The sequence below is a fragment of the Actinospica acidithermotolerans genome, assembly GCF_018139625.1.
GTDB lineage: Bacteria > Actinomycetota > Actinomycetes > Streptomycetales > Catenulisporaceae > Actinospica > Actinospica acidithermotolerans.
This window is the reverse complement of record NZ_JAGSOH010000332.1, coordinates 1-524: the sequence shown is the minus strand read 5'-3', so window position 1 is coordinate 524 and position 524 is coordinate 1. Positions and strand designations below refer to the sequence as shown.

At 61.3% G+C, this 524-nt stretch carries 1 rRNA gene; it reads right to left on the bottom strand.

Going from position 1 to position 524, the window contains the following annotated elements:
• Positions 1–454: 454 nt before the first annotated feature.
• Positions 455–524: ribosomal RNA gene (locus tag KDK95_RS34945) — 16S ribosomal RNA — on the bottom strand; the annotation flags it as partial.

Genomic DNA, 524 nt, shown 5'->3' with positions numbered 1-524 from the left:
ATCGCGGCCAGACACGTCCTTCATCGGCTCCTGGTACCAAGGCATCCACCGTGCGCCCTTAAACACTTACACACACGAAAGATAAACTCTCGGAACTCTACTCAAACACTACAGAGCAGCAATCAAAACTAAATTTGATGCTCGCATCCACTATCCAGTTCACAAACACCCCACCGAACCCCGAACCCACACGAGACACATCAGACCCGGCCAACCACGACCGGCGGTATGCGACTCGGGCTCGAACCCGGAACCGAAGCAACACCCGCGACAATGGCCTCACGGCCCGCGGCTGCCCCTTCAGGACCCAACAGTGTGCCCGCCCACCGGACCAGGTCCGGCGGGCTGTCTACGACGTTTCCACCCATGAGCTCCGCCACCACGCGTTCGGTGGTGCAGCGGCCCTGGCCCGGCCGGCCCCACTACAGGGCGGCCCAGGCGAGATGCTCCTTAGAAAGGAGGTGATCCAGCCGCACCTTCCGGTACGGCTACCTTGTTACGACTTCGTCCCAATCGCCAGTCCC